Source organism: Mycobacterium sp. E3298, from assembly GCF_001666895.1.
In the GTDB taxonomy this organism is placed as follows: Bacteria; Actinomycetota; Actinomycetes; order Mycobacteriales; family Mycobacteriaceae; genus Mycobacterium.
On sequence record NZ_LZJB01000405.1, the window covers coordinates 1 to 4,873 of the forward strand.

Genomic DNA, 4,873 nt, shown 5'->3' on the forward strand with positions numbered 1-4,873 from the left:
CCACCCTGGGGTTCGGTCCACGTGGCGATCTTGGAATCGCCCAGCCGCTTGTCCAGGATGTCCAGCGCCAGCTCGAATTTGGGCGAAAGTATCTGCTGGTGCCGCAGCATGTGCAGGCGCACGCCGTCGGCGTCGCGGAAGAAGCGCAGGTGCCTCAGCTGGTTGACCTTGTCCGGGCCGATCGACTTCTTGCCCGCGTATTGCAGGTACCACGCGATGTTGCCCAGCGAGCCGCCCAGGAAGCTGACGCCGGCGCCGGCGAAGGTGATCTTGGAGGTGGACGCGAAGACGTAGGGCCGGTTCGGGTTGCCGGCCTTGGCCGCCAGCCCGAGCACGTCGACCTGCCGGATGAAGTCGTGCGTCAGGGTGTGCACCGCGTAGGCGTTGTCCCAGAACAGCCGGAAGTCCGGCGCGGCCGTGCGCATCTGCACCAGCCGGCGCACGGTTTCCCACGAGTAGGTGATGCCGGTGGGGTTGCCGAACACCGGCACCGACCACATGCCCTTGATCGCCGGATCGGCGACCACCAGCTCCTCGATGAGGTCGACGTCGGGCCCGTCGGCCAGCATCGGGACGGGGATCATCTCGATGCCCATCGTCTCGGTGATGGCGAAGTGCCGGTCGTAGCCGGGAACGGGGCAAAAGAACTTGACGCTCGCCTCGTCCTTCCAGGGGCGCTGCGAGTCGACGCCGCCGTACAGCATCGAGAAGGCGACCAGGTCGTGCATCAGCTCCAGGCTGGAGTTGTTGCCGGCGATCAGGTTGGGCACCGGGATACCGAGCAGCTCGCCGAAGATGGCGCGCAGCTCGGGCAGGCCGTGCAGACCGCCGTAGTTGCGGGTGTCGGTGCCCTCGCTGTCGCGGTAGTCGTCGCCGGGCAGGCTCAGCAGCTGGTTGGACAGGTCGAGTTGCTCCGGCGCCGGTTTGCCGCGGGTCAGGTCGAGGGCCAACTTCTTGGCCTGCAGAGCCGCGTAATCCTGCTGGTTGCGCGCGTGCGCGGCGGCGAGCTCTTCCGGGCTGAGGGAATCCAGCGACACGGCGGACCCTTTCGCTGTTCCTGGCGGCGATCGCACGCGCGGCTAAGCCGGGCGCAGCGGGTCGCCACTCATCAAACCTGGCGGCGATCGCAAGCGCGGCGGAGCCGGGCGAAGCGGGTCTGCCACTCAATGGACATAGGGGACCCCGCGCACCCGACAGAGCCCATTGACCCTTGCTGCCTTCCGGCCCTGGGGGAGTTCACAGGATAGACGCCGCGCGGGGTCCACCGCGAGTGTAATACCTGGCGCGGAGCGCGTGGTGGCCGCTATGGCGGCCTCGGTTACCATGGCCACGGAGGATTCGCCTAGTGGCCTATGGCGCTCGCCTGGAACGCGGGTTGGGTTAACAGCCCTCGCGGGTTCAAATCCCGCATCCTCCGCAATTGGTCCGCCATGCGGACAAAGCACGAATTGGTATGGATTCGGGTTGGCCGCCTTTAGGCTGGCGTGAACTCAACAGCACGAGGAGGGGTATGGGGCGCAAGATTGCCGTGCCGTGGCACCTGCTGTTCTCCCTCGTCGCCGGCGCCCTGTACTTCTTTTTCGTGTTGCCCCGTTGGCCGGAGCTGATGGGTGACACCACGCATTCGTTGGGAACGGCGCTGCGTATCACGACGGGTGCGCTGATCGCCTTGGCCGCGCTGCCTGTCGTTTTCAACCTGCTGCGGGTGCGCAAGCCGGAGCTGGGGACGCCTCGGCTCGCCCTGACGCTGCGGGTCGCCTCGATCGTCTGCCATGTGCTGGCGGGTGTGCTGATCATCGGAACGGCGATCAGCGAGATCTGGCTGAGCCTGGACACCGCGGGACAGTATCTGTTCGCCATTTATGGGGCGGCCGCGGCGATCGCGCTGCTCGGTTTCTTCGCGTTCTACCTTTCGTTCGTCGCCGAGTTGCCGCCCCCACCGCCGAAACCGATCAAGGTGAAGGAACCCAAGAAGCGCCGGCTGCGCGGCAAGAAGTCCGACGAGGCCGAAACCGACGAAGACACCGAAGCCGCCGACGAAGACACCGCGGCCGAGACCGAAGAAGCCGAGACCGAAGAAGCCGAGGCCGGCGAGCCGGAGGAGGCCGAGACCGTCACGGCCGAGAGCTCCACGGCCGCCGAGCCCGACGCCACGGCGGAACCCCAGGCTGCGACCGAAGAGCCCGCCGAGGAGACCGAGGAAGGCCCGGCCAGGTTGCGCAACCGTCGCCCGACGGGGAAGGGGTCGCACCGGATGCGGCGCCGGCGCACCAGGGGCGGGGTCGCCCTCGATGAGGAATAGCCGGACCTGATCAGTCGCGCCGCCGCAGGCGCTCCACGTAGGCGGCGATGCGTTGCCGGGTCTCGTCCGCGCCCCACATCTGGCGGACCTCGTCGTCGACAGCGCCACCCTCGCGGATCCGCGCCATCGCCGGGGCCCGCAGCTGGGTCTTGGTCCGGCGGTAGGCGGCGGCGGGGATGCCGCCTAGATCCGAGGCCTCGGCCACAGCCTCCTCGAGGAGATTGTCGGCGACGACGCGATGGGCGAGTCCACGAGCGACGGCCTCCGGCCCCCGATAGTTGCGTCCAACCAGCAGCACTTCCTCGGTGTGGTCCCCGCACGCGTAGCGCATCACCTCCAGCGCCGCGACCGGGAACGGCACGCCGACGCGCACCTCGGCCGCTCCGATGGGCGCCTCGGGCCCGATGAGGCGGCGGTCGCAGGCACACGCGAGCACGCACCCGCCCGCGATGGCGGCGCCGTTGATCGCCGCGACGGTCGGTCCCGGATAGGCGAACACCGCCTCGAACGCCGCGGACAGCGCCGGGACCAGCCGATCGGTGTAGGCGGCGCCCCCGTCGACCACGCGGTTGAGGTCGACCCCGGCACTGAACGCCCGGCCCGCCCCGGTGACAACCAGCGCGCCGGGGTCCGAACGGCCCAGGTCGCGGACCGCCGAGGTCAGCGCCTCGAGCAGCTCGACGTCCTGGGCGTTGACGGGACCCGAGGACATGGTCAGCACCCGCACGGATTCGACGGTCTCGATGTCGATCATCGTCACATCCTCGGTCAGCGGCTCACGGCCGCGATGACGACCGGAATGTCGGTGTTCTCGTCGGTGTGGTAGCTGGCGCACACGCGGTGGTAGCCGTCGGCGATCTGCAACGGGGCACCGGTCGGGAAGTCGCCGCGCACCAGCAGGATGGGCGACAGCGGTTGCCCCTTCTCGATTTTGGTGAGGTCGGCCGCGACGTGCGGATTGTCGACGGGCAGTAGGCCCAGGCGTGCCGCACGCAGGATGTCCTTGGCCTTCCGGTGCGTGACCGTGCCGGCCTTCAACTTTTTGATCACCTTTTTCACGGTCGCGGGGTCCGCGAGCATGGTGAGGTAGTCCGCGGCCGCCGGAAAGTCATGGGCCTCAGGCTTTTCCAGCCACTTCACGCTCAGCATCGCGTGCCTCCCTTTTGTCAGCGCCGACCCCGACGCAGCCTACCGGCTCGACGCCGCGAAATTTGGGATCGGTAGCGAATCCGGGGGTCTGTACTTGCGCCATGACGACGCCATCGGGGCGGCGCATGGAGGAAGGAAATCGCAAAGTGAAACGACTTCTCGCGGCTGCGATTGGGACACTGGGCGCCGCATCGGTGCTCGTGGGGTGTTCCAGCGGCGGCCACACGGCCAGCCCGGCATCGAGCACGGCACCCAGCGTCGCCCACGGCGGCGGGGCGCAGGTCAAGGTGGGCGGCACCGACCTGGCGGGCCTGGACCCGGCTTCGGTGACCTGCGTGAAGACCGGCGGCAAGATCAACATCGGCAGTGGTTCCAGCGGCGGACGGCAGGCGCTCGCCGTCGTGATGACCGACGAGTCCACCCCGAAGGTCGAGTCGCTGGCAATGGTTGTCGACGGCAACGCGCTGTCGGTCAGCAACAACATGGGTGCGAAGGTCGGCTCGGCAGACGTGGCGGTGGACGGTAAGACCTACACCATCACGGGCCAGGCGCAGGGCGCCGACCTGAAGAATCCGATGGCCGGAATGATCACCAAGGACTTCAACATCAAGGTGACCTGCGGCTGATCGGTCGCGACCGGGCGGCGGACGTGCTCACTCACGCGTCCGCCGCTCGCCGCTTTCCCTGCCCGGACCACATCCGCGGACTTATGATGCAGCCGTGTCGATCCCCGACGAATTGGACAACGCGCGCCGCCTGGCGTACGCGGCCGACGAAGCCGGGGCCCGTGATCTGTTGCTGTCCTTGATACCGCGCATCGAGCGGGAAGACCGGGACGATCTGATGCTGGAAGTCCTTGCCCAGCTCGGCGAGATCTATCTCGACCGTGGCGCGAATGACGGCGTGCGCGAATCCATCCGGCGCATTCAAGACTGCGTATCGATCTATGCGAGCATGCCCGCCGACGCCGGCATCACGCACATGATCCGTCGGTACTCACGGCGGGCTCAGTTTCTGCAGGCCGGCCTGGCCGCGGCGATCGGCGACCACGAAGGCGCGGCCGCGGCGTTGGCCACGCTGGACGACGACGGCTCGGACGCGGACCTTCCCGACCTGGCCGACGAACACGCGCGCCTGCGCATCCATGCCCGGGTCCTGTGCGCGACGGCGCTCTGCGACGACGACCTACATGTCCGGTCGGTTCCGCTGTGGCAGAACGTCGTTGGCGCCATGGAAGACTACAACGGTACGGGCGCGGACGCTGACCACGTTCGGGTCGTCGCCGGTACCGGCTACGGAAGGTTCTGCGTCGAAACCGGCCGGCTATCGGAAGCGGATCCCTGGCTGCGCCGCGCGGAAGCCCGGGCCCAGGCCAACGGCTGGGAGCTTGCCACGGCGCGAGCGCAATTGGAGCGGGCGGCG

At 68.3% G+C, this 4,873-nt stretch carries 5 protein-coding genes, 1 tRNA gene, 1 other RNA gene and 1 pseudogene; 4 read left to right on the forward strand and 4 right to left on the reverse strand.

All coding sequences use genetic code 11. The annotated features are described in order from the left end of the window. On the reverse strand, positions 1-1,037 hold a 1,037-nt coding region (locus A9X05_RS19325; protein WP_067783457.1), incomplete at its 3' end, for an aminotransferase class I/II-fold pyridoxal phosphate-dependent enzyme. 134 nt (positions 1,038-1,171) lie between these two features. Then, positions 1,172-1,266, reverse strand: an RNA gene (ffs, locus tag A9X05_RS19330) — signal recognition particle sRNA small type. A gap of 65 nt (positions 1,267-1,331) precedes the next feature. Here ffs and A9X05_RS19335 point away from each other — a divergent pair. Both A9X05_RS19335 and A9X05_RS19340 read left to right on the forward strand, forming a co-directional pair. Further along, positions 1,332-1,417 (forward strand) — tRNA-Ser (locus A9X05_RS19335). Between the two features lie 93 nt (positions 1,418-1,510). Then, complete coding sequence (locus A9X05_RS19340; RefSeq protein WP_067783460.1) at positions 1,511-2,302, forward strand: hypothetical protein; 792 nt, start codon at positions 1,511-1,513, stop codon at positions 2,300-2,302. 10 nt (positions 2,303-2,312) lie between these two features. Here A9X05_RS19340 and A9X05_RS19345 read toward each other — a convergent pair whose 3' ends face one another. Together A9X05_RS19345 and A9X05_RS19350 are read right to left on the reverse strand one after the other, a co-directional pair. After that, entirely contained in the window at positions 2,313-3,056 is a 744-nt protein-coding gene (locus A9X05_RS19345; RefSeq protein WP_067783463.1) for an enoyl-CoA hydratase/isomerase family protein, read from the reverse strand. A gap of 14 nt (positions 3,057-3,070) precedes the next feature. Then, positions 3,071-3,451 (reverse strand): hypothetical protein, encoded by a 381-nt coding sequence (locus A9X05_RS19350; protein WP_067278284.1) that lies wholly within the window; start codon positions 3,449-3,451, stop codon positions 3,071-3,073. Positions 3,452-3,597: 146 nt separating this feature from the next. Here A9X05_RS19350 and A9X05_RS19355 point away from each other — a divergent pair, with 146 nt between their 5' ends. Together A9X05_RS19355 and A9X05_RS19360 are read left to right on the forward strand one after the other, a co-directional pair. Further along, positions 3,598-4,077, forward strand: coding sequence for a lipoprotein LpqH (locus tag A9X05_RS19355; protein WP_067747255.1), 480 nt, complete (start codon positions 3,598-3,600; stop codon positions 4,075-4,077). Positions 4,078-4,171: 94 nt separating this feature from the next. Further along, positions 4,172-4,873, forward strand: a pseudogene (locus A9X05_RS19360) (hypothetical protein); the annotation flags it as partial.

Excerpts from the sequence above, each read along its gene's own strand:
- A9X05_RS19350 (WP_067278284.1), bottom strand. The coding sequence starts at position 3,451 with ATGCTGAGCGTGAAGTGGCTGGAAAAGCCTGAGGCCCATGACTTTCCG.
- A9X05_RS19345 (WP_067783463.1), bottom strand. The coding sequence starts at position 3,056 with ATGATCGACATCGAGACCGTCGAATCCGTGCGGGTGCTGACCATGTCC.
- A9X05_RS19340 (WP_067783460.1), top strand. The coding sequence starts at position 1,511 with ATGGGGCGCAAGATTGCCGTGCCGTGGCACCTGCTGTTCTCCCTCGTC.